Origin of the sequence: Stenotrophomonas sp. YAU14D1_LEIMI4_1 (assembly GCF_003086815.1) — a bacterium.
Lineage (GTDB): Bacteria > Pseudomonadota > Gammaproteobacteria > Xanthomonadales > Xanthomonadaceae > Stenotrophomonas.
On sequence record NZ_CP025997.1, the window covers coordinates 3,760,653 to 3,781,259 of the forward strand.

Consider the following 20,607-nt stretch of genomic DNA (forward strand, 5'->3'; position numbering starts at 1 on the left):
CCCGGCGCTACCGTCCGATGGCCGCCCGGTGCCTCGCGCCTTCCACCATGGAAAGACCAGCCAGCAGGCCGACGATGGTCACGTAGAAGCTGGCCGTCATCTGGTGGGCGAACATCGACTGGGTCAGGCCGCACAGCACATAGGCCACCACAATCATGATGCCAGCGGCCGCCGGCCCGCGGAACGTGGCGCGGCCACTGCGCCGGTGCAGTCGCACGAACACCCACAGCGGCACGCCGTACACCGCCAGCAGCAGCAACAGGCCTGGCAGCCCCTGGGTCGCGGTCCACTCGGCCAGGTCGTTATGGGCATGGCCCAGGTGGCAGCGCAGTTCGCCCGGATCGGTGCGACAGACCGGCAGGCGCTGCATTGCGGTATCGAACTGGCCGATGCCCACCCCGGTGAACGGGTGGTCCTTGAAGGTTTCCCAGGCCACCTGCAGGCGCTCCACCCGGGCACCGGCCGACGAATCGGCGTCACCCTTCTCCAGCCGCTGCACGTCACTGTGCAGTTCGGTCAGGCGCAGCTGATGGCGCAGTTCGGGTACCGACAGCATCAGCGTGGCGCCCAGCGCCAGCATCACCCCCAGCACCGACAACCGCGCCGTGCCCGTGCGCCAGCGCAGACTGAGCGCCAGCACCACCAGCAGCGCCAGCAGCGCGGCGAACACCCCGCGGCTGCCGGTCAGCACGATGGTGCCGCAGCCGGCCGCCATGCCCACGATCACCAGCGACCAGCGCCGTGAGGGACGGCAGAACACCAGCAGCACCATCAGCATGGCCACGATGTCGGCCAGCACGATGGCATTGGTTGAAAGCTCGGCCCGGGGCGCGCCCTGCAGCACCTGCACCAGGGCCAGCACGAAGGTGCCCAGCAACCCAGCCAGGGCGCCACGCCACAGCCAGCGCATGTCCGGCCGCAGTGCGCATACCCACAGCACCAGCCAGGGAATGACCAGGAAGCGCGAGCGGTTGTCGACATCGCGCAGGCCCTGCTGGAACAGCAGGATCGAAAACACGCCCAGCGCCACCACCGCCAGCATCAGCACGGTCAGCACTTTCAGGGTGGTCGGTTCGATGCGCCGGGCCCGCCACAGCAGTTCCGGGGCCAGCAGGGTGCTGACCAGCAGCAGCACGCCATAGCCCAGCAGGTTGCTGGGCAGGGTGAGCACCAGCGCCGGCATGCAGAACAGGCCAACCTGGGCCAGCCAATGGGCCACGCCGTGGCGCCCCCCGGCGGGGGCCGCCAGCACGGTGCTGGCCCGCGCGTCTTGGTTGTCTGGTGAAGCTGCCACGTTCAGAGCGATCACTGCATTCCTGCGGAAGTTCAAGAGGCGTGGCCAGGCCACCCCCGCCCGTATCTTTTACTGTGTTTCCAGCCTGCTGGGCAGTCTGGACACACCAGACTGCGAACGCCTACTCATCATCCTGCATCTGCCGTTCACGTTCGCGCTCGGCGGCATTGGACACGCATCGCCCCTGCACTGCCGTGGCCGGCACCAACCACCAACGCCGGCGGTTGGCGATACCGGCCAATTCGGCCTGGCTGCGGTCGATGCAGGGCAGCAGGGCATCTTCCAGCACCAGCAGCCAGCGTCGTTCCGGCGCCAACTGCTGCCAGCGCACGCCGGCCACCAGCTGTTCATCCCAGTGCACCTTGAAGCCGAACGTCGCCGCCGGGCGGTCGGCCATCAGCAGGTTCTGTTCCTTCCACGCCACCAGGCCCAGCTCGGCCTTCGGGCCGATGCGCTGGCCGGCGGCCTGCATCAGCCCCCGCGCCGAACTGGAATCGTTCAACAGCGGGTAGCCCACCAGGCTGTACAGCACCCAGATCACGGTGAGCGTGGAGACCAGCGCCATGTGCCAGCGGCGGCGACCGAACAGCAGCAGGCTGGCCACGGCCCAGCCACCCATGGCCAGAGCGGCCCAGGCCAATTGGTTCATCACCCCCGGCGCCATGCCGCGCGCCTGTTGCAGCCGCACTTCGAAGCTGGGCTCGCCCTTCAGCGCGGCCAGGCCACCACCCAGGGTGACCACCGCCAGCAGCAGGGTGAAGGCGCCCAGCAGCCACTGCACATCGCGCCGGCGCAGCAGGCCGGGCAGCAGCGGCGCCAGGGCCAGGCAGAACATCGGCAGCGACGGCAGGATGTAGACATCGCGCTTGCCGTTGGGAATGGAGAAGAACAGCACGATCAACGCCCACCAGCCCAGCAGCAGCAGGTACCGCGCATCGCGCCGCTGCAGGCGCCGGCGCCATGCCGGAATCGCCCACGGCACCAGCAGGAACGCCGGGATCCACATCGACGGCATGGTGCCCAGGAAGTACCACCAGGGCTGGTGATGGTCCCAGGACTGCGCGTAACGCTTGGCCGTCTGCCGGAACAGGATGTCGTTCATGTACGCCTGGTACTCGCCCGACTTCGTGGCCAGCGCGGTCAGCACCATCGGCAGCAGCCACAGCGCCACGGCCAGCAGGAACGCCAGCGGCGCCAGCCAGAACCGCACGTCGCGCACATGCAGGCGCACCCGCGGCCAATGCAGCGCCGAGGCGATGGCCGCCGGCACGATCATCAGCAGGGCGATCACCCCCACGCCCTTGGTGATCACCCCGATACCGGCGAAGAACCAGCCCAGCCACCACCAGCGCCAGGCCGGGCCCAGCAGCAGGTGGCGCAGCAGGCCGTAGTTGGCCAGGGTGATGAACAGCACCACCAGCGGGTCGATCTGCGCTTTCTTCGACTGGAAGGTGAACTGCAGTGCGAACAGCAGCGCCCAGCCGGCGTACAGGCCCACGCGCCGGGTCCACAGCCGGCGGCCCAGGTCGACCACGCACCACAGCGTGCCCAGCGCGGCGATCAGCGAGGGCAGCAGGAACGCCACCCGCCAGTTGCCGAACACGCTGTACAGGGTGGCCTGCCACCACATCAGCATGGGCGGTTTGTCCGAATACAGCTCCAGGCCCCGGTGCGGGAACAACCAGTCGCCGCTTTCCACCATCTGCTTGGCCACCAGGGCAAAGCGCGGTTCGTCCGAGGGCCATGGGTCGCGCAGGCCCAGGCCGGCGCCCAGCACCAGCAGGGCCATCACTACGAACAGCCACGACTCGCGTGATGCGCGGGTTTTCAGCATGGGAACTCGGCGGTTGAAAAGGTCAGGCTGTTTTTAGCAGACGCGCGTAGAAAAATCCGTCAGCATCATCGCTGCCGGGCAGGCGCTGGCGGGCGATGCCCTCACAATCCAGCCCGAAAGCGTCACCCAGCGGCGCGGCCTGCGCGTCCGGATGCCACTTCAGGAAGGCCCGCACCTGGTCCACGTTCTCGGCCCGCAGGATCGAGCAGGTGGCGTACAGCAGCACCCCGCCGGGGCGCAGCATCGACCAGCAGGCTTCCAGCAGGCGCGCCTGCACCCCCACCAGCGCCTCGATGTCCTCGGCCCGGCGGTGGAACATCACGTCCGGCTGGCGGCGGATCACACCGGTGGCCGAGCACGGGGCATCCAGCAGGATGGCGTCGAACAGCGTGCCATCCCACCAGGCGGCGGTATCGCTGGCGTCGGCCACCTGGGTCTGCGCGCCCTCGCCTACCCCGGTGCGGGCGTAGGTGTCGCGCGCGCGCGCCAGGCGCCGAGCATCGATGTCCAGCGCCAGCAGGCGCAGGCTGGGGTCGCGTTCCAGCAGGTGGGCGGACTTGCCACCCGGCGCCGCGCAGGCGTCGAGCACCCGTGCCCCCGGCGGCGGCGCCAGTGCGTCGGCGGCGCATTGCGCCGACAGGTCCTGCACCGACAGCGCACCGTCGCCAAACCCCGGCAGCTGGTTCACCGGCACCGGCGCGGCCAGGCGCAGGGCATCACTGCACAGGGCGCTGGGTTCGGCGGCAATGCCGGCCTCGGCCAGCGCGGCCAGTGCCTTGTCACGCCCGCCCTGCTGGCGGTTGGCGCGCAGCCACAGCGGCGCCGGCTGCAGGCTGGCATCGAAGATGGCGCCGGCCTGTTCCGGCCAGTCGCGCTCGATGGCCTGGGCCAGCCAGTCCGGGAACGCGTCGCGGGCCGGCTGCTGCGGGAAGCCTTCGCGCTGGGCGCGGCGCAGGATGGCGTTGACCAGCCCGGCCTGGCGCTCGCGGCCCAGTGCGCGCGCGGCGTCCACCGTGGCTGACAGCGCGGCATGGGCCGGCAGTTCCAGCACGTCCAGCTGGGCAAAGCCCACCATCAGCAGCGTGCGCAGGTCGGCATCGCGTGCCGACAGCGGCTTCTGCATCCAGCCCTGCAGCGCGGCATCGTAGGTGCTGCGACGGCGCAGCACGGCAAAGCACAGGGCTTCCAGCAGGGCGCGGTCGCGGGTGTCGGCCAGCTTGGGCAGCGCCCAGGCCAGCTCGGCCTTCAGCGAACGGCCGCGGGTGAACACCTGGGCCAGCACGCGCGCGGCCAGCATGCGGGTGGCCGCGCCCGGGGCGGCCTTGGCCACCGAAAAATCGTTCTGCTTGCCCACCCGTTACACCCCTGCGCGCAGATCGCGGCGCGCGTTGAGGTAATCGGCGGCGGTGATCGCCTTGCCGCCCTCGCGCTGCAGCACGCGCAGGCGCAGCGCGCCCTGGCCGCAGGCAATGTCGATGCCTTCACGGCCCGCCGCCAGTACGGTGCCCGGGGCCTGGCCATGGGCCAGGTCCAGCGCCACCGCGCCGTGGATGCGCACGCGCTCGCCGGCCAGCGTGGCCTCGGCAATCGGCCACGGGTTGAAGGCCCGCACGGTACGCGCCAGCACGTCGGCCGGCTGTGCCCAGTCCAGCTTGGCCTCGGCCTTGTCCAGCTTGTGCGCGTAGGTCACGCCCTGTTCCGGCTGCGGCCGTGCCACCGGCTTGATGCCGGCACGCAGCAGGCCCAGACCGTCGGACAGCACCTGTGCGCCGAGTTCGGCCAGCTTGTCGTGCAGCTGGCCGCCGGTATCGGTGGCGGCAATCGGCAGTTCCTGGTGCAGCAGCACCGGGCCGGTATCCAGGCCGGCTTCCATCTTCATCAGGCACACGCCGGTGCTGGCGTCGCCCGCCTGGATCGCGCGCTGGATCGGCGCGGCGCCGCGCCAGCGCGGCAGCAGCGAAGCATGCACGTTCCAGCAGCCGTGCGTCGGAATGGTCAGCACCGCCTTGGGCAGGATCAGGCCATAGGCCACCACCACCATCAGGTCCGGCTGCAGATCGCGCAGCTGCTGCTGGGCCGCTGCATCCTTCAGGGTTTCCGGCTGGTACACCGGAATGCCACGGGCCACCGCTTCCAGCTTCACCGGCGACGGTGCCAGGCCGCGGCCGCGGCCGGCCGGGCGGTCCGGCTGGGTGTAGACCGCCACGACTTCATGGTGGCGGGCAGCGGCGCGCAGCGACGACACTGCGAATTCCGGCGTACCGGCAAAGACAATCCTCATGGCGACCCCACTTGCAGGATGATTTCATGCAGAAAAAAGAACGGCGCCCATATCCGGCGCCGTGCGGCCCGCGCGCAGTGCGCAGGCGCGGGCCGGCGCAGCGGCCGGCCCGGCGTGGCGATCACGCCACGTGCTTGCGCTGCTTGGCCAGCTTCTTGCGCACCATCTCGCGCTTCAGCGGCGACAGATAGTCGATGAACAGCTTGCCGTCCAGGTGGTCCATCTCGTGCTGCACGCAGACTGCCAGCAGGCCGTCGGTGGTCAGCTCCTGCGGCTGGCCCTGGCGGTCCAGGAACTTCACGGTGATGCTGTCGGCACGGGTGACGTCGGCGAAGATGCCCGGCACCGACAGGCAGCCTTCCTGGTACACCTGGCCCCCGTCCTTGGCGACGATTTCCGGGTTGATGAATACCCGCGGTTCGTTCTTCTCTTCGCTCACGTCGATGACCATGAAGCGCTTGTGCACGTCCACCTGGCTGGCGGCCAGGCCGATGCCGGGGGCTTCGTACATGGTCTGGAACATGTTGTCGATCAGTTCCTGGAAGGCCGGCGTGGTGACCTCGGTGGCCTCGATCAGGGCCGCCTTGGTGCGCAGGCGCGGGTCGGGGAACTCAAGAATGGGGAGCAGTGCCATGGCAGTTTCCGGGTTGGGGGCCGGGGCAACGCCGGCATACGTCGCAGATTCTATCTGCAACGCTTGCCTTGCGCCCCGGTTTCTGGACTATAGTGCGCCAACCTGTTGGGGAATCAGGGCTTCGCACCTATGTTGCTTCGTTTTCGTACGGTCGTCGCCGCGGCGATGCTGACCGTGGCTGCCTATGCTACCGCCGTTGAAGTGAATGGCGGGCACCCGGACACCTATGTGGTCCGCAAAGGGGACACGCTGTGGGACATTGCAGGCAAATTCCTGCAGAAGCCCTGGCTCTGGCCCGAGATCTGGCAAGCCAATCCGCAGATCGCCAACCCGCACCTGATCTATCCGGGTGACGTGCTCAGCCTGGCCTACCTGGACCGCGTGACGGCCAAGCCCGGCCCGCGCCAGGAAGCGCCCGTGACCGGCGTACCGCTGGCCCAGGTCGAGCCGTTCCTGAAGCAGCTCAGCGTGGTGGACAGCATTAAGGGCCTGCCCTACGTGGTTGGCCTGGAAGACAACCGCCTGCGCGCCACCGGCGGCCAGACCGCCTATGTCCGCCTGGCCGACGCCCAGCCGGGCCAGCGCTGGGCCGTGGTCCGCCCGACCGTGCGCTACGCCCAGCCCAAGCCCACCGAGGACCTGACCGCCAACGGCGACGTGACCCCGGGCAGCGGCAACCTGTGGAAGGCCTTCAATGCGCCCAACCACCGCCGCGGCGTGCTGGGCTATGAACTGGCTCAGGTCGGCCTGGGCACCATCACCCAGGTGGCCGGCGAGAAGACCGAAGCCTCCACCCTGGTGCTGGACAACAACGCCAACGGCCGCGAAGTGCGTGCCGGCGACCGCCTGGTGCCGGTGGAAGCGCAGCCGTACGACCTGCAGTTCTTCCCGCACGTGCCGGCGGCCAGCGTGGAAGGCGTGGACGTGCGCGTACTGGCGGTCACCGACATGTTCGATGCCGGCGGCCCGCGCGATGTCGTCGCCATTTCCGCCGGCAAGGCACAGGGCGTGGACAACGGCACGGTGTTCTCGCTGTGGCGCCAGGGCAGCCATGTGGCCCACCGCATGAAGTACCCGAACTCCTCGCGCATGGACGATTCGCGCAGCACCGGCGCTGGCCGGGTCACCCTGCCGGACGAGTACGCCGCCCATGCCATGGTGTTCCGCACCTTCGACAACGTCAGCTATGCGCTGGTGATGCAGGGCGTGAAGCCGGTGAAGGTCGGCTACAGCGCACTGCACCCGGACGCGAAGTAAGGGCGTGCCGGGCACGCCCGGCATCCCCTGACACGCACATGCGACGGCGCCCTAGGGCGCCGTCGCTGTATGTGGCCGATAGTCGGCCGATGGATGAAACCCTCGCGTTGTTGACCCTGGTGCTGGCCGAAGGGCCGCTGGCGCCGCGCCGCGCGTTGCTGCGCAGCGCCGGAACGGCCCGTGCCGCGCTGGCGCTGGGCGTTGCCGGCTGGCGCGCCCTCGGCTGCACGCCCGCCCAGTGCGCCGCGCTGCAGGGCCCGGATGCGCGTTCGCTGGCCACCGCCCAGCACTGGCTGCAGGCGCCCGACCACCAACTGCTGGCCTGCACCGACGCGGCCCTGCCGCCGTTGCTGCAGGATCTGCCGCACCCGCCGCTGGCGCTGTTCGTGGCCGGTGACCCCAGCCTGGCCTGGCGGCCCTCGGTGGCGGTGGTCGGCAGCCGCTCGCCCACGCCCGGCGGGCGCGCTCTGGCGGCGCGGTTCGCCCGCTGTTTCGCCGAAGCCGGGCTGGCCGTCAGCAGCGGCCTGGCGGCCGGCATCGACGCGGCCGCCCACACCGCGGCGCTGGATGCCGGCGGCTGCACCGTGGCGGTGATCGCCACCGGGCCGGACCTGGCCTATCCGCCCGGCAACGCCCGGCTGCAGGCCCGCATTGCCGCCGAAGGCGTGGTCCTGAGCGAATACCCCCCCGGCATGCCGGCCCGGCCCGGGCAGTTCCCGGCGCGCAACCGGCTGGTGGCCGGGCTGGCGCTGGCCACGGTGGTGGTCGAGGCGGCGCAACGCTCCGGGGCGCTGATCACCGCGCGGCTGGCGGCCGAGGCCGGGCGCGAGGTCTGCGCGGTGCCCGGTTCGGTGCTGAACCCGCGCGCGGCCGGCTGCCACCGGCTGATCCGCGACGGCGCCGCCCTGGTCGAGCGCCCCGAGGAGGTGCTGGAGCTGCTGGCCCCGGCCCTGCGCCAGCAGCTGCCGGACTTGCAAAGCCGGCTGGCGGCCCCCACTGAACAGGCAGTCTCGACAGCCTTGCCGGCGCACTGGGCCGGTGACCGCAACTACCAGACCTTGTGGCGCGCGCTGGACCACGACCCAATCAGTATGGATTCATTGATCACGCGCTGTGGATTGACGGCGCCGGAGGTGTCCTCCATGCTGCTGGCCATGGAACTGGCGGGAATCGTGGTGTGCGTACACGGCCGCTACTGTCGAACTCCCTAGTTTCTTCACCTCCACAGCGTCGCCCGACGCAGGCCGAGGGGCAATGAAAGAGAGCATCCTGGACGTACTGCTGTACCTGTTTGAACACTATTTCAGCGAAGATGCTGACCTGATCCGTGATCGCGACTCGCTGCAGAATGGCCTGATACAGGCCGGTTTCAGCCCTACCGAGATCAACAAGGCGTTCGACTGGCTCGACGCGTTGGCCGCCCAGCGGCCCAGCGTGGCGCAGGCCCGGGTCGATGGCCCCGTGCGCATCTACCACGGCCCCGAGCTGGACAAACTGGACGTGGAATGTCGCGGTTTCCTGCTTTATCTGGAACAGCACGGCATCCTCGATGCCGACCAGCGCGAGCTGGTGCTGGACCGTGCCATGGCCCTGGACCAGGACGAACTGGACCTGGATGACCTGAAATGGGTGGTGCTGATGGTGCTGTTCAACCAGCCCGGCGCCGAGGCGGCCTACGCCTGGATGGAAACCCAGATGTTCGTGGACGAGCCAGAACCGCTGCACTGACCGTACACTTGGGGGCCGTGCGCATTCAGGAGCGTCCCCCGTGAGTGAGTGGTTCCATGCAGAAGGCAATCGCCAGCAAGGCCCGTTGCCTGCGGAACAGTTGATCGCGCTGTTCCGCAGCAACCAGATCAACCTGGACACCCTGGTGTGGCGCGACGGCTTGCCGCAGTGGCAGCCGTTGCGCAGCGTGGTCGATGAGCTGGGCCTGATCGTGCCGGCGATGGATGCACCAGCATCGGTCGAACCGCCGCCGCCGCCGGCACCGCCGGCACCGCCCGAAGTCCCACTGCCGCCTACCCTGCCACCGGCCACGCCCTACGCAGCCGCCCCGGCCATGGCCGCACCGCCGCCGAAGAAGGGCCTTTCCGGCTGCGCCATCACCGCCATCATCGGCGGCGGCCTGCTGCTGATCCTGGTGCCGATCTGCGCCATCCTGGCCGCGATCGCACTGCCGGCCTACAACGACTACACGCTCAAGTCCAAGGTGGCCGGTGCGATCACGGCGCTGCAGCCGCTGAAGGACCAGGTGCAGCACTTCGCCGACGACGAGGGCCGCTGCCCCGGCGCCAATGATGCCGGCTTCCCGGGCGCGGGCGATTTCGCCGCGCAGGGCCTGTCGGCCGTGCATATCGGCCGCTTCAACAATGGCCACTGCGGCATTGAAGCCACGTTGTCGGTGCCGGGCAAGACCATCGACGGCGATCTGCTGTGGCAGGAATACGACCGCGACAGCGGCCGTTGGGAATGCAGCGGCGAAAGCGACGACAAGTACCTGCCCGTCGCCTGCCGCGGCTGAACGGCACAGGCCTCCACAACCAAGGACGACCCAACAGGGGACATGCAATGACCGAGTGGTACTACGCAGAAGGACAGCAGCGGCAGGGGCCGCTGCCGGTAGCCGAGATCCGCCAGCGCTTCCAGCGCGGCCAGCTGACCCTGGACACCCTGGTCTGGCGCGAGGGCATGGGCCAATGGGCCGCCCTGCGCCAGGTGGTGGACGAGCTGGGCCTGCAGACCCTGGCAGACGCCAGTACGGCCACCGCCAGTGGCGGTTTCGACCTGCGTAGCGACTACGCGGCCATCGACAACGGCACCGCGCCGCTGCCCGGCACCGGCGTGCTCAGCAGCTCGCCCTATGCCGCCCCCGGCGCGGGCGGTGGCGACTACAGCCAGCCCGTACAGGGCGGCGAAATCGTCTATGCCGGCTTCTGGAAGCGCTTTGCCGCCTACCTGATCGACTACTTCGTGCTGCTGATCCCCAGCTGGATCGTCGGCGCGATCCTGGGCGTGGGCATCGGCGCCGGCATGGGCGCGGCCGGCAGCGGCGGCACGGCGGCCGAAGTGACCGCGCAGCTGGTCAGCGGCCTGGCCGGCCTGGTCATTTCCCTGGCCTACTACGGCTGGTTCCACGCTTCGCGCGGCGGCGCCACCCTGGGCAAGATGGCCATCGGCATCAAGGTGGTGCGCGGCAATGGCGAACGCCTGACCCTGGGCCGCAGTATCGGCCGCTACTTCGCCACCATCCTCAGCAGCCTGACCCTGATGATCGGCTACCTGATGGCCGCCTTCACCGACCGCAAGCAGGCCCTGCACGACCTGATCTGCGACACCGTGGTGGTGGACCGCTGGGCCTTCAGCGACCAGCCGCACCTGCAGCGCCACGAGCTGGGCACGGTGACCGTGGTGGTGCTGGTGATCGGCGGCCTGCTGATGCTGGCCGGCTTTGCGGTGATGATCTTCGCCATCGGCATGATCGCCAAGATGGCCGGCTGACCGGCCCTGCCCGGGCGGCCTGCAGGCGGCGGTCATCACGCCGTGCTGCTTGACACCGGCCGCCCGGACATGATTCCTCTAATAAGGAAACCTGAACGCCCGGCACACTACCGGGCGTTCAGTTTATGGAATTTCCCGTGGCCGCTTCACTAATGCGGTCGTTTGCTCCACCCTAGCGGCCCCTTCCCCCGGTCCGCCCACAGACCTATCCCGACATGCCCAAGCACCTGCTCATCGTCGAATCGCCGGCCAAGGCCAAGACGATCAACAAATACCTCGGCAAGGATTACACCGTCCTGGCCTCGTATGGGCATGTGCGCGACCTGATTCCGAAGGAAGGCGCGGTCGACCCGGACAACGGGTTCGCCATGCACTACGACGTGATCGACAAGAACGAAAAGCACGTCGATGCCATCGCCAAGGCTGCCAAGGGCGCCGATGACATCCTGCTGGCGACCGACCCGGATCGCGAAGGTGAGGCGATCAGCTGGCATATTGCCGAGATCCTGAAGGAACGCGGGCTGGTCAAGGACAAGCCGATGCAGCGCGTGGTGTTCACCGAGATCACCCCGCGCGCCATCAAGGAAGCGATCAACCAGCCGCGTGCCATCGCCAGCGACCTGGTGGATGCGCAGCAGGCGCGCCGTGCGCTGGATTACCTGGTCGGTTTCAACCTGTCGCCGGTGCTGTGGCGCAAGGTGCAGCGTGGCCTGTCCGCCGGCCGCGTGCAGAGCCCGGCGCTGCGCATGATCGTCGAGCGCGAGGAAGAGATCGAAGCCTTCATCGCCCGCGAGTACTGGTCCATCGGCGCCGAGTGCGCGCACCCGTCGCAGCACTTCAACGCCAAGCTGATCAAGCTGGACGGGCAGAAGTTCGAACAGTTCACCGTGACCGACGGCGACACCGCCGAGGCCGCGCGCCTGCGCATCCAGCAGGCCGCGCAGGGTTCGCTGCACGTGACCGACGTGGCCAGCAAGGAGCGCAAGCGACGCCCGGCGCCGCCGTTCACCACTTCCACCCTGCAGCAGGAAGCCTCGCGCAAGCTCGGCTTCACCACCCGCAAGACCATGCAGGTGGCGCAGAAGCTGTATGAAGGCGTGGCCATCGGCGAGGAAGGCACCGTCGGCCTGATTTCCTACATGCGTACCGACTCGGTGAACCTGTCGCAGGATGCGCTGGCCGAGATCCGCGACGTGATCGCCCGTGATTACGGCATCGCCTCGCTGCCCGACCAGCCCAACACCTACCAGACCAAGTCGAAGAACGCCCAGGAAGCGCACGAAGCGGTGCGCCCGACCTCGGCCCTGCGCACGCCGGCCCAGGTGTCGCGCTTCCTGACCGACGACGAGCGCAAGCTCTACGAGCTGATCTGGAAGCGTGCGGTGGCCTGCCAGATGATTCCGGCCACGCTCAACACCGTCAGCGTGGACCTGTCCGCCGGCAGCGAGCACGTGTTCCGCGCCAGCGGCACCACCGTGGTGGTGCCCGGCTTCCTGGCCGTGTACGAGGAAGGCAAGGACAACAAGAGCGCCGAGGACGAGGACGAAGGCCGCAAGCTGCCGGCGATGAAGCCCGGCGACCGCATCCCGCTGGAACGCATCCTGGCCGAACAGCATTTCACCCAGCCGCCGCCGCGCTACACCGAAGCGGCGCTGGTGAAGGCGCTGGAAGAGTACGGCATCGGCCGTCCCTCCACCTACGCCTCGATCATCCAGACCCTGCTGTTCCGCAAGTATGTGGAAATGGAAGGCCGCAGCTTCCGCCCGTCCGACGTCGGCCGTGCGGTGTCCAAGTTCCTGTCCAGCCACTTCACCCAGTACGTGGACTACGACTTCACCGCCAAGCTTGAGGACGAGCTCGACGCCGTCTCGCGCGGCGAGGAAGAGTGGATTCCGCTGATGGCCCGCTTCTGGGAGCCGTTCAAGGAACTGGTGGAAGACAAGAAGGAATCGGTCGATCGCGCCGAGGCCAGTGGCGCGCGCGAGCTCGGCACCGACCCCAAGACCGGCAAGCCGGTGAGCGTGCGCCTGGGCCGTTTCGGGCCGTACGCAGCCATCGGCAGCACCGCCGAGGACGCCGAGGAGAAGCCCAAGTTCGCCTCGCTGCGCCCCGGCCAGTCGATGCACACCATTTCCCTGGAAGATGCGCTGGAACTGTTCCTGATGCCGCGCGCGCTGGGTGAGGACAAGGGCGAACCGGTCAGCGTCGGCATCGGCCGCTTCGGGCCGTTCGCCAAGCGCGGCAGCACCTATGCCTCGCTGAAGAAGGAAGACGACCCGTACACCATCGACCTGGCCCGCGCCGTGTTCCTGGTGGAAGAGAAGGAAGAGATCGCGCGCAACCGGATCATCAAGGAATTCGAGGGCAGCGACATCCAGGTGCTGAACGGCCGCTTCGGCCCGTACATCAGCGACGGCAAGATGAACGGCAAGATCCCCAAGGATCGCGAGCCGGCATCGCTGACCCTGGCCGAAGTACAGCAGCTGATGGAAGAAACCGGCAAGCCGGTGCGCAAGGGCTTCGGCGCCAAGAAGGCGGCGGCGAAAAAAGCCCCGGCCAAGAAGGCGGTGGTGAAGAAGGAAGCCGCACCGAAGAAGGCCGCTGCCAAGAAGGCCCCGGCGAAGAAGGCCCCGGCCAAGAAGGCGGCCAAGAAGGCCACCAAGAAAGCAGTGAAGAAGTAGATCCACGCCATGCGTGGATGATGTGCAGAGGGGTGGCCGGTTCCACCCCATCTGCACGCAGCGGGGGGATAATGAACCCCCACGCCGGCCCGGTTGCCGCCATGAAAGAACTCACCCTGGACTCCGCTGTCGCCACCCTGCGTGCCGGCGGCGTGATTGCCTACCCCACCGAAGCGGTCTGGGGGCTGGGCTGCGACCCCGCGCACGAGGCGGCGGTGCATATGGTGCTGCGCCTGAAGCAGCGCCCGATCGAGAAAGGCATGATCCTGGTCGCCGCCGACCTGGCCCAGCTGCAGGGCTGGGTGCGGCTGGACGCCCTGCCCGACGCACGGCAGCGCGCAGTGCTGGCCAGCTGGCCCGGCGCCAACACGTGGATCCTGCCGGCCGGGGCGCGTGCCCAGCCGTGGATCACCGGTGAACACAGTGGCATTGCCGTGCGCATCAGTGCGCACCCGCTGGTGGCCGCGCTGTGCCAGGCCTGGGGTGGCCCGCTGGTGTCCACCAGCGCCAACCTGGCCGGCGAACCGCCCGCGCGTACCCGCCAGGAGCTGGACCCGCGCCTGCTGCGCCTGCTGGACGGCGTGCTGGACGGCGAGACTGGCGGGCTGGCCCAGCCCACCCCGATCCGGGACGCACTCAGTGGCAACGTGCTGCGGTCCTGAGCCGATGATTGCAGCGGCGCCCGGCTTGGCGCAGGCTGCGCACATGCACCTGCTGCGATCCACCCTGTGCCTGGCCCTGCTGCTGCCGCTGAGCGCGCTGGCAGCCGACGACGTGCGCATCTATCGCTGCGTGGGCAGTAACGGTGCTGTCGCCCTGCAGGACAAGCCGTGCAGCAGCGGCCGCCAGGAAGTGCGCGACATGCAGCGCCCCAAGGACCCGCCCGCCCGCGTGGTCAGCACCGACGCCGCGCCGCTGGAGCGCACCGATACCCCCGCCCTGCGTGAGCGCGAAGTGCGCCATGTGTACGTGCAGCCGCCGCAGCCGATGTACGAATGCGTGGCCGAGGATGGCAGCCGCTATACCAGCGACAGCAACGAGGGGAACCCACGCTGGGTGACGGTGTGGGGCAACGTCTGGTATCCCCGCGGCCGGCCCGGCCCGGGCTACAGCCCGCACCCCGGCCCGCGCCCGGCCGCCGGCAACAGCATCGGCCCACCGATTGGCGGCACCGTACCCGACCGGCGCCCGCCACCGGTCGGCTTCAGCCTGCCGGCCGGCAACGTGCTGGTGCGCGATACCTGCACGCCGTTGCCAGCGCAGGAAGTCTGTTCGCGCCTGCGCGATCGGCGCTGGGAGCTGGACCGCCGCTACAACAGCGCGCTGCAGAGCGAACGCACGGCCATCACCACCGAACAGCGCGGCATTGACGCGCGGCTGGGCCGCGACTGCGGCGGCTGAAAGGCCCCGCGCCGGTACTCTACGGCCAACCAAGGTTGGCCACTACCAGGGCCCTGCTCTGGTAGCTGCCCACCTTGGTGGGCAGTCGCTGTACGCTGCTCGCATGAAGAAACTGTTCTGGCTGGCCCTGTGCCTGCTGCCCACCGCAGCCGCGGCCGAGGCACAGGTGATCTATCGCTGCACCGGCAGCAGCGACGTTCCGACCGTGCAGCGCGTGCCCTGCGCGGAGGGCCTGCGGCAGGAAATCGTGCGCCTTCCCGGGTCCACGCCTGCGGCGCCCACACCGCAAGCCGCGCCACCACCCTCGCCGACGCTGCCCAGCGCACCGCTCGCGGCCGAGCCTGCCCCAACAGCCACACCCGCGGCGGAACCGGCACAGGCCGGCGAAGAACGCATCATCAGCGAAGCGCGCATGGTCGAGCGTCCCGATGACAACCTGATCCTGGACAGCGCGCAGCTGCCCCGGGCAGACGCGCAGGCGCAGGCCGACGGCAATGCGCCGCCCAAGCCGCCGCTGCCGCCCATCTTCCAGTGCACCGATGCCCAGGGCGGCGGTTACCTGCACGAGTACGAGGCCGCACCGGGCCGTTGCGAACTGCTGCAGGTGCAGGGGCTGGGCGGGGTCACCCCGGCCAATGCGGCCAGCTGTGAAGTGGTGACCGACCGCTGCAGCGAAGTCAGTGAAGCGCAGCGCTGCGGCAGTTGGCAGCAGCGCTTTCGCAACGCACGCGGTCGCGAGCGCTTCGCCACGCCGGACAACCGCGATGCCGCACGGGGCGAACGCGAGCGGCTGCAGGCCGTGCTGGCGGCCAGTGATTGCGCCGTGCCGGACTGAACATCCGCCGGGCATGGCCCGGCGCTACCGGGGGTCAGAGCCCTTTCCGTTGGAAAGGGATCCGACCCCGGCGAATCCATCAGAACCCGTAGCGCAGGAAGCCGCCGTCCACGGCGATGCATTCGCCGGTGACATAGCTCGATGCCGGCAGGCACAGGAAGCCCACCGCGGCGGCCACTTCCTCCGGTTCGCCGATGCGGCCCATGGGCGTGCGTGCGATCACTTCTTCGTAGTAATCGGGGTCGGACAGCGGCCCGGACGTGCGGCGCGTGCGGATGTACCACGGCGCCACCGCGTTCACCCGGATACCGTCTTCGGCCCATTCCACCGCCAGGTTGCGGGTCATCTGGTGCATGGCCGCCTTGGTCATGCCATACACAACACCGCTGCGCACATGGGTCAGGCCGGAAACACTGCCCACGTTGACGATGGACGATGCCGCATGCCGCGCCAGCAGCGGGTGCGCATAGCGCGAGATTTCGAAGGCGGAAAACAGGTTGGTTTCGAAGATGCCGCGCCACTCGTCTTCGGAATACTCGGTGGCCGCCTTGGTGATGTTGCCGCCGGCGTTGTTCACCAGGATGTGCAGGCCATCGCTGTGGTCTTCCACCCAGTCCAGGATCTGCCGGCGGTCTTCGTCATCGGACACATCGGCCGCCAGCGCATGCACCTGCATCTGCGGGTGCACATCCAGCAGTTCGTCGCGGGCGGTTTCCAGCATGTCGATGTCGCGGCCCACGATCATCAGGTCAGCGCCGAAGCCGGCCAGTTCATGAGCGATGGCCAGGCCGATACCGGCGCTGGCGCCGGTGATGAGCGCGGTCTGCCCGTCCAGGCGCCATCGTTGCTGGGTCATGTGTCCTCCGGGCCGCAGCCGCTGTATTTCGATGCGCAAAGGATACGCGTCACAGCACGAGCCTGCCGACGGTGCGACACTGCGCCATCGCCTACCCTGGAGAGCCGCGATGCGTCTGCTGATTCCACTGTGCCTGTCGGCTGCGCTGCTGGCCGGTTGCCAGCGCCCTGCCCCACCCAACCCTGAAAAGCCGCCGGAGCCGCAGGCGCTGGCCAAGGCGATCAACCAGCCGCTGGACCGCGCCAAGGGCGTGCAGCAGACGGTGGACGAGGGTGCCGAACGCGAGCGCCAGGCCGAGGCTGACGCGACGCAGTGATGGCGTGGGGCCAGAGCCCTTTGCTGCGGGTAATGGGTGGGGTCAGAGCCCTTTGCTGCGCAAAGGGCTCTGACCCCGGTCTGCTTAGAAACCGCAGAAGCAGTACGCCAGCGCCTTCACCGGGGCGCCGTTGCCCTTCTCGCGGGCGGCGTTTTCAACGAAGCGCAGCTGCGTGTCCACTTCCGGCATCGTGCGTGCCAGCATCATGCGGGCCATGCCCGAATCGGACAGCATCCAGGCGCCGGCGCGGCTGCCAGCGAAACCGCTGACAAACTGCGCGAACGGCGTGGCGGCCTTTTCGATGTAGCGCACGCGGTACTTGTCGGCGTTGCCAAGCTTGGCGCGGCCGGCGGCATCGGCCACCGCATCCTTCAGGCCACCGAACGCATCGACCAGACCGCGCTCCTTGGCCTGGGCACCGCTCCACACGCGGCCACGGGCCACTTCATCGATGGCTTCCACCGGCTTCTTGCGCGCTTCGGCCACACGGCCGGTGAAATCGGCATAGCCCTTGTTGATGACCGACTGGATGACCTGGCCCACGGCCGGGTCCATTTCGCGGGTGACATCGAACGCGCCGGCGAAACGGGTAGTGCCCACGCCATCGGTGTGCACGCCGATCTTGTCCAGCGCGCGGCTGAAGTTCGGAATCATGCCGAAGATGCCGATCGACCCGGTGATGGTGGACGGGTCGGCATAGATGCGGTCGGCATTCATGCTGATCCAGTAACCACCCGACGCGGCCAGGTCGCCCATCGACACCACCACCGGCTTGCCGGCGGCCTGCAGGGCCACCACTTCGCGGCGGATCTGCTCGGAGGCGAACACTTCACCGCCGGGCGAATCCACGCGCAGCACCACGGCCTTCACGTGTTCGTCGTCGCGCGCGGCGCGCAGCAGCGCCGAGGTCGATTCGCCACCGATGCGGCCGGCCGGCAGGTCGCCGCCGCTGATCTCGCCCGAGGCCACCACCACGGCCACCTGCGGACGGCTGTCCACCGGGTTGCGGCGCGCATCGAGCTGGGTCAGGTAACCGCCGAAGTCGATGCTGCGGAAGCCACCGTCGGCATCTTCATCGGCCACGCCGCGGTCGATCATCAGATCCTCGAATTCCTCGCGGGTCTTCAGCGCGGTCACCAGCTTCTGCTGCAGGGCGAACTTGGCCAGGTCGCCACCGGCGGCGGCCACGCCTTCCGGCAGGGTATCGATGCCGGCCGCCAGCTGCGCCGGGTCCAGGCGGCGTGCCTTGGCGATGTCGCCCAGGTAGCGCTGCCAGACATCGTTCATCCAGAACAGATCGGCTTCCTTGGACGCCGGCGATGCGGCATCCAGCACGTAGGGTTCGGCGGCCGACTTGTATTCGCCCACCTTGAACAGGTGCACGTCCACGCCCAGCTTGTCCTGCAGGCCCGTGCGGAAATACTGGCGGTAGCGGCCCAGGCCTTCCAGCACGACCGAGCCCATCGGGTCCAGGTAGACCTCGTCGGCCTGCGCGGCCAGCAGGTACTGCGACTGCCCCATGCTCTGGCTGAAGGCCACCACCTGCTTGCCCGACGCGCGCAGGTCCTGCAGCGCGGCGGCCACTTCACGCAGCGAGGCGAAACCGGACGGCTGCAGCTTGTCCAGTTCCAGCACCACGCGTTCGATCTTCTTGTCATCCTTGGCCGCTTCAATAGCCCGGACCAGGTCGCGCAGCTGCACTTCCTCGGCACTGTTGTCGCCCACGGCCTTGGCCAGCGCGCGGCTGACCGGATCGGCGCTGAACTGCTCGACCAGCCGGCCTTCCGGCGCGATCACCAGGGTGGTGCGGTCCTGCAGCGATTTGCTGGCACCGGCGCCCATGCCGGCGGCGACGATGAACATCACCACGAACAGCAGCAACAGGCCGAAGAACACCAGGTTCAGGATCAGCCGGCGGGTGAAATTCATCACGTCCCACAGCCCGATGAAGAAACTGGCGACGGGGTTGCGACGTGCCGGGGGCAGCGGGGGCACGGTTTGGTTCATGGAGCGCTCCGGATGGCTTCTTGCCGTGGTAACAGCATAGCCGGTGCCGTGTGAGGCGGCATCGGACACAAGTCAGGGGATCGCCCGTCACGGTCTGCGGTGACGGGCGCGGGGATCATTCCAGCGCCGACTGGCCAATGCGCAGGCTGCTGCGGCGCAGCCGCCAGCCCATCAGGATGGCCGCGGCGGTCAGGCCGACGATCAGGCCGATCCACATGCCCTGCGGGCCCATGCCCAGGCCCAGGCCGAGCCCGGCGCCGAGCGGCATGCCCAGGCCCCAGTACGCGAACATGGCGATGAACATCGGCACGCGGGTGTCCTTCAGGCCACGCAGGGCACCGGCCGACAGCACCTGGATGCCATCGGGGAACTGGAAGGTAGCCGCGTACAGCAGCAGGGTGGACGCCAGCCCCGCCACGGCCAGATCGTTGGTGTAGACCCCGACGATGGCATCGTGGCCGAACAGCAGCACCGCCGCCGACAGGGTCTGGGTGCCCATGATGATGGCGTAGCCGGCCCAGGCCGCGCGGCGCACGCCGAAGCCATCGCCACGGCCGACCGCATGGCCCACACGCACGGTGGTCGCTTCGGCCACGCCCATCGGGATCATGAAGCACAGCTGCGCCACGTTGATCGCGATCTGGTGCGCGGCCGCCTCGTTGGCGCCCAGGCGACCGATCAGCAGGGCGGTGACGATGAACAGACCGCCTTCCATCAGCACGGTGATGCCGATCGGCAGGCCGGTGCGCAGCAGGTCCCAGATCGCCGCCGGGCGCGGGCCTTCGAAGTGCGAGAACAGCTGCAGGTGGGCAAAGCGCTTGGTGAACCACAGGTAGGTGGCGAAGGCGATGGCCTGCAGCCACATCATCACCGCCGAGGCGATGCCCAGCCCTTCGGCGCCCATTTCCGGAAAGCCCAGCTTGCCGTTGGCCAGCACGTAGCCCATCGGTGCGAGCACCAGCAGGCCACCGAAGCCAAGCAGCATGGTCGGCAGGGTCCAGTGCATGCCCTCGCTGAGATAGCGCATGCAGAAATACAGGGTGAGCGCCGGCCCGCCCCAGCGCACCGCATGCAGGAAGGCAGTGGCCCCCGGCACGATGTCCGGCGCGATGCCGAAGGCCGGCAGCAGCGGCGGCACCAGCGTCAGGAAGGCGAACATGATCAGCCCCAGGCCCAGCGCCAGCCACAGGGCCTGGCGGAACAGCGGGCCGATCTCGCGCTCGCGGCCGGCGCCATGCAGCTGCGACACCGAGGCGGTGAGCGAGATCAGGGTGCCGATCGGAATCAGCATCGGCAGCCACAGCAGCGCGGTGCCGATGGTGACCGCCGCCAGCGTGGCGGTGGCGTGGTGGCCGGCAATGACGTTGTCGACGAAGGAGATCAGGCCGGTGGAGACATGGCCCAGCACCAACGGCAGGGCAAGCAGACCGGTCGCGCCGACTTCCTTGCTGAAGCGCGGCGTGGAGGTTGCGGTAGACATGGAAGTACAGAACGCCAACTACGGTTGCGCGCGAAGGGCACAGGCACCGGGTTGCGGGCCGCCATCTTACGGCCAAACGGCACGGCATGGGCGCGAACGTCGGCTGGGTGCGGGCGAATGGGTGCGGGCGACTTGGCGGGGGCGATGGGTGCGGGCGACGGGGTAGAGTCGACTGTCAGTCGACTGCGCTTCGCCGGAACCCCCGCGCTGCGCGCCCGTAGAGTCGACCT

Annotated in this window: 18 protein-coding genes; 10 read left to right on the plus strand and 8 right to left on the minus strand. The window is 68.8% G+C overall.

What is annotated here, in order from left to right; translation table 11 throughout:
* Positions 1–7: 7 nt before the first annotated feature.
* The 5 genes from C1932_RS17315 to def all read right to left on the minus strand — a co-directional run bounded on the left by C1932_RS17315 (position 8) and on the right by def (position 6,043).
* Positions 8–1,183, minus strand: a complete 1,176-nt coding sequence (locus C1932_RS17315; RefSeq protein WP_108757803.1) for an O-antigen ligase family protein — start codon at positions 1,181–1,183, stop codon at positions 8–10.
* 232 nt (positions 1,184–1,415) lie between these two features.
* Positions 1,416–3,128, minus strand: coding sequence for a glycosyltransferase family 39 protein (locus tag C1932_RS17320; protein WP_108762991.1), 1,713 nt, complete (start codon positions 3,126–3,128; stop codon positions 1,416–1,418).
* A gap of 22 nt (positions 3,129–3,150) precedes the next feature.
* Positions 3,151–4,482, minus strand: coding sequence for a 16S rRNA (cytosine(967)-C(5))-methyltransferase RsmB (gene rsmB, locus C1932_RS17325; protein ID WP_108762992.1), 1,332 nt, complete (start codon positions 4,480–4,482; stop codon positions 3,151–3,153).
* Positions 4,483–4,485: 3 nt separating this feature from the next.
* The gene (gene fmt / locus C1932_RS17330; protein WP_108762993.1) at positions 4,486–5,409 is read right to left on the minus strand and encodes a methionyl-tRNA formyltransferase; all 924 of its coding nucleotides are present in this window, start codon (positions 5,407–5,409) and stop codon (positions 4,486–4,488) included.
* A 121-nt stretch (positions 5,410–5,530) separates the two neighbouring features.
* Positions 5,531–6,043, minus strand: a complete 513-nt coding sequence (def, locus tag C1932_RS17335) for a peptide deformylase (RefSeq protein ID WP_108754282.1) — start codon at positions 6,041–6,043, stop codon at positions 5,531–5,533.
* Between the two features lie 129 nt (positions 6,044–6,172).
* Between def and C1932_RS17340 the strand changes: the two genes are divergently transcribed.
* The 9 genes from C1932_RS17340 to C1932_RS17380 all read left to right on the plus strand — a co-directional run bounded on the left by C1932_RS17340 (position 6,173) and on the right by C1932_RS17380 (position 15,718).
* On the plus strand, positions 6,173–7,300 hold the full coding sequence (locus C1932_RS17340; RefSeq protein WP_108762994.1) for a LysM peptidoglycan-binding domain-containing protein: 1,128 nt from the start codon (positions 6,173–6,175) through the stop codon (positions 7,298–7,300).
* A gap of 89 nt (positions 7,301–7,389) precedes the next feature.
* Positions 7,390–8,511 carry a DNA-processing protein DprA gene (dprA, locus tag C1932_RS17345; RefSeq protein ID WP_234412178.1) on the plus strand — a complete coding sequence of 374 codons (1,122 nt, stop codon included), beginning with the start codon at positions 7,390–7,392 and terminating at the stop codon, positions 8,509–8,511.
* 43 nt (positions 8,512–8,554) lie between these two features.
* Positions 8,555–9,028: a DUF494 family protein gene (locus tag C1932_RS17350; RefSeq protein WP_108750316.1), complete on the plus strand. Its 474-nt coding sequence runs from the start codon at positions 8,555–8,557 to the stop codon at positions 9,026–9,028.
* 40 nt (positions 9,029–9,068) lie between these two features.
* Positions 9,069–9,824 carry a GYF domain-containing protein gene (locus C1932_RS17355; protein WP_108762996.1) on the plus strand — a complete coding sequence of 252 codons (756 nt, stop codon included), beginning with the start codon at positions 9,069–9,071 and terminating at the stop codon, positions 9,822–9,824.
* Between the two features lie 47 nt (positions 9,825–9,871).
* The gene (locus tag C1932_RS17360; RefSeq protein WP_108750314.1) at positions 9,872–10,801 is read left to right on the plus strand and encodes an RDD family protein; all 930 of its coding nucleotides are present in this window, start codon (positions 9,872–9,874) and stop codon (positions 10,799–10,801) included.
* A gap of 215 nt (positions 10,802–11,016) precedes the next feature.
* A complete protein-coding gene (locus C1932_RS17365) occupies positions 11,017–13,482 on the plus strand; it encodes a DNA topoisomerase I (protein WP_108762997.1) in 2,466 nt (821 codons plus the stop codon).
* Positions 13,483–13,553: 71 nt separating this feature from the next.
* Positions 13,554–14,144, plus strand: a complete 591-nt coding sequence (locus C1932_RS17370) for a Sua5/YciO/YrdC/YwlC family protein (protein WP_108754287.1) — start codon at positions 13,554–13,556, stop codon at positions 14,142–14,144.
* A gap of 43 nt (positions 14,145–14,187) precedes the next feature.
* A complete protein-coding gene (locus C1932_RS17375) occupies positions 14,188–14,883 on the plus strand; it encodes a hypothetical protein (protein ID WP_108754288.1) in 696 nt (231 codons plus the stop codon).
* Positions 14,884–14,986: 103 nt separating this feature from the next.
* Positions 14,987–15,718, plus strand: coding sequence for a hypothetical protein (locus C1932_RS17380; protein ID WP_108762998.1), 732 nt, complete (start codon positions 14,987–14,989; stop codon positions 15,716–15,718).
* A 79-nt stretch (positions 15,719–15,797) separates the two neighbouring features.
* Here C1932_RS17380 and C1932_RS17385 read toward each other — a convergent pair whose 3' ends face one another.
* Complete coding sequence (locus C1932_RS17385) at positions 15,798–16,574, minus strand: SDR family oxidoreductase (RefSeq protein ID WP_108762999.1); 777 nt, start codon at positions 16,572–16,574, stop codon at positions 15,798–15,800.
* 109 nt (positions 16,575–16,683) lie between these two features.
* Between C1932_RS17385 and C1932_RS17390 the strand changes: the two genes are divergently transcribed.
* Positions 16,684–16,890, plus strand: coding sequence for a hypothetical protein (locus C1932_RS17390; protein WP_108763000.1), 207 nt, complete (start codon positions 16,684–16,686; stop codon positions 16,888–16,890).
* A gap of 84 nt (positions 16,891–16,974) precedes the next feature.
* Here the strand turns inward: C1932_RS17390 and sppA are convergent, their stop codons facing one another.
* Complete coding sequence (sppA, locus tag C1932_RS17395; RefSeq protein WP_108763001.1) at positions 16,975–18,897, minus strand: signal peptide peptidase SppA; 1,923 nt, start codon at positions 18,895–18,897, stop codon at positions 16,975–16,977.
* A 115-nt stretch (positions 18,898–19,012) separates the two neighbouring features.
* Positions 19,013–20,377: an MATE family efflux transporter gene (locus tag C1932_RS17400; RefSeq protein WP_108757286.1), complete on the minus strand. Its 1,365-nt coding sequence runs from the start codon at positions 20,375–20,377 to the stop codon at positions 19,013–19,015.
* Positions 20,378–20,607 lie beyond the last annotated feature (230 nt).

Excerpts from the sequence above, each read along its gene's own strand:
- C1932_RS17315 (WP_108757803.1), bottom strand. The coding sequence starts at position 1,183 with ATGCCGGCGCTGGTGCTCACCCTGCCCAGCAACCTGCTGGGCTATGGC.
- C1932_RS17320 (WP_108762991.1), bottom strand. The coding sequence starts at position 3,128 with ATGCTGAAAACCCGCGCATCACGCGAGTCGTGGCTGTTCGTAGTGATG.
- fmt (WP_108762993.1), bottom strand. The coding sequence starts at position 5,409 with ATGAGGATTGTCTTTGCCGGTACGCCGGAATTCGCAGTGTCGTCGCTG.
- def (WP_108754282.1), bottom strand. The coding sequence starts at position 6,043 with ATGGCACTGCTCCCCATTCTTGAGTTCCCCGACCCGCGCCTGCGCACC.
- C1932_RS17340 (WP_108762994.1), top strand. The coding sequence starts at position 6,173 with ATGTTGCTTCGTTTTCGTACGGTCGTCGCCGCGGCGATGCTGACCGTG.
- dprA (WP_234412178.1), top strand. The coding sequence starts at position 7,390 with ATGGATGAAACCCTCGCGTTGTTGACCCTGGTGCTGGCCGAAGGGCCG.
- C1932_RS17350 (WP_108750316.1), top strand. The coding sequence starts at position 8,555 with ATGAAAGAGAGCATCCTGGACGTACTGCTGTACCTGTTTGAACACTAT.
- C1932_RS17360 (WP_108750314.1), top strand. The coding sequence starts at position 9,872 with ATGACCGAGTGGTACTACGCAGAAGGACAGCAGCGGCAGGGGCCGCTG.
- C1932_RS17365 (WP_108762997.1), top strand. The coding sequence starts at position 11,017 with ATGCCCAAGCACCTGCTCATCGTCGAATCGCCGGCCAAGGCCAAGACG.
- C1932_RS17370 (WP_108754287.1), top strand. The coding sequence starts at position 13,554 with ATGAACCCCCACGCCGGCCCGGTTGCCGCCATGAAAGAACTCACCCTG.
- C1932_RS17375 (WP_108754288.1), top strand. The coding sequence starts at position 14,188 with ATGCACCTGCTGCGATCCACCCTGTGCCTGGCCCTGCTGCTGCCGCTG.
- C1932_RS17380 (WP_108762998.1), top strand. The coding sequence starts at position 14,987 with ATGAAGAAACTGTTCTGGCTGGCCCTGTGCCTGCTGCCCACCGCAGCC.
- C1932_RS17385 (WP_108762999.1), bottom strand. The coding sequence starts at position 16,574 with ATGACCCAGCAACGATGGCGCCTGGACGGGCAGACCGCGCTCATCACC.
- C1932_RS17390 (WP_108763000.1), top strand. The coding sequence starts at position 16,684 with ATGCGTCTGCTGATTCCACTGTGCCTGTCGGCTGCGCTGCTGGCCGGT.
- sppA (WP_108763001.1), bottom strand. The coding sequence starts at position 18,897 with ATGAACCAAACCGTGCCCCCGCTGCCCCCGGCACGTCGCAACCCCGTC.
- C1932_RS17400 (WP_108757286.1), bottom strand. The coding sequence starts at position 20,377 with ATGTCTACCGCAACCTCCACGCCGCGCTTCAGCAAGGAAGTCGGCGCG.